Origin of the sequence: Pseudoalteromonas sp. ESRF-bin5 (assembly GCF_002632075.1) — a bacterium.
Classification (GTDB): Bacteria; Pseudomonadota; Gammaproteobacteria; order Enterobacterales; family Alteromonadaceae; genus Pseudoalteromonas; species Pseudoalteromonas marina.
The window spans coordinates 1-1,975 of sequence record NZ_NTLW01000023.1; the positions used below are offsets into that span (position 1 = coordinate 1).

Genomic DNA, 1,975 nt, shown 5'->3' on the forward strand with positions numbered 1-1,975 from the left:
ATCAACTAGTTGGTTTCTAGCTAGGTAAAGTTTTAAATTTCACCTAAACTGATTTGTTGGATATCGTTATATCGCATTGAAAAAAATTATAAACTTTATTTTTCGTTAAGTATTGATTAACAAAAGTTGAGTTAGTCTGTATAAAACTCAGTGAGCTAGTACTTAATTAGCCACAATTTATTAGTTGTTAAAATGGGAAGAAAACAATGAAATTAAAATCACTAACTATTGCAATTGCGTTAGCTGCAACTAGCGTATCTACATTTGCTGCTGACAAGCAAGAAGGTTTCTACATTGGCGCATTTGGCGACTACTACGATGCGTCTTGGGAAAATATGAGCGCACAAGCTGGTCTTGACGTAAACGAGTCGACTGGCTTTGGTCTTGAAGCGGGTTACCGCTTCAGTGATTTTTGGAGTGCTCGTTTAGAGTATGCAGATCTTGATTTCAATGCATTCGACAAAGCCGCTGGTAACCGTAACAACATCGACGGTAGCCGTTTTGGTATTGATGCGCTTTACCATTTAGATGGCGGTCCTTTCTACGGTTTAGTTGGTATTAAATCAATGGACGTTGTTGATGACAACACGTTCTTAAATGCAGGTGTTGGTTACAGACACTTCATTACTGACAACTTATTCGCTAACGTTGAAACTGCTGTATACCAAGGTATTGATAAAGGTTACACAGATGTTGGCGCTAAATTAGGTATTAACTATTTCTTTGGACAAAACACTATGCCTGCTGAGCCGGTACAGCCTGCGCCAGAGGTTGTTGAAGTTATGGTTGAGCCAGTAGACAGCGACAATGACAATATTTTAGATGCTGATGACAAGTGTCCTAATACACCAATGACAGATGCTGTTGATGGTACTGGTTGTACTTTATATGAAGATAAAGAAGTAACTGTGAGCTTATTAGTAACGTTCCCTAACGACAAAGCTGCTGTATCACAGCGTTACTTAGACGACATCGATCAAGTTGCATCTTTCTTAAAAGATTACCCAGATACAACAGTGCTTTTAGAAGGTCATACTTCAGCAGTAGGTAAAGCGACTTACAACAAAATGCTATCTAAAAAGCGTGCTGATTCGGTAGCTAAGCAATTAATAGCTGACGGTATTGCATCTGACCGCATTACTACGGTAGGTTTAGGTGAAGAGCGCCTTAAAAATGAAGCTAACACAGCCGCTGCACACGCAGAGAATCGTCGTGTTGAAGCGCACATCAAAACAATCAAAACAGTAAAAGTTTTACGTTAATAGATTATTTTGATTATAAAAACCCAGCTTATGCTGGGTTTTTTTATGGCCGCTATTTATGCTTGTCTACCTAAATAGTAATGATTATTACTTAATAAGTATTCATGGAAATAGAATTTCCCGTAACTACTATTCATAGTGTTTATAGTCGGTATAATCAGTTGTGTAACTGGATGGATTTTCATCTATCTATAAAAGCTTTATAATTACTCGTTAGAATACTATAAGTATTGGGTAACAAGTGCGCATGAAGCGCTACCGAATACTTTCACGTCACCAAGAGGGCAATATTGTGCTACAAGAATATCGTAAACACGTAGAAGAACGTGCCGCGTTAGGTATCGTACCAGCGCCATTAGATGCTCAGCAAACTGCTGATCTTATTGAATTAATAAAAAACCCACCGGCAGGTGAAGAAGAATTCATTTTAGATTTATTAATCAATCGTGTACCACCAGGTGTTGATGACGCTGCTTACATCAAAGCAGGCTTCCTAGCCGCTGTTGCTAAAGGTGAAGCGACTACTTCTCTTATCTCTAAAGAAAAAGCAGCTGAATTATTAGGAACAATGCTAGGCGGATACAATATCGCGCCAATGATTGACCTACTTGATGACGAATCATTAGCGCCAATCGTAGTAAAAGGCCTTTCAAACACATTACTTATGTTTGATGCTTTCTACGACGTAGAAGAAAAAGCCAAAGCAGGCAATG

2 protein-coding genes are annotated in these 1,975 nt (G+C 38.6%); both read left to right on the plus strand.

From position 1 onward, the window contains the following. Window positions 1-206 precede the first annotated feature (206 nt). Window positions 207-1,262: an OmpA family protein gene (locus BCG07_RS00305; RefSeq protein ID WP_006791316.1), complete on the plus strand. Its 1,056-nt coding sequence runs from the start codon at window positions 207-209 to the stop codon at window positions 1,260-1,262. A gap of 292 nt (window positions 1,263-1,554) precedes the next feature. Further along, window positions 1,555-1,975 (plus strand): aconitate B (locus BCG07_RS00310; protein WP_502694037.1); only part of this gene is annotated, 421 nt, incomplete at its 3' end.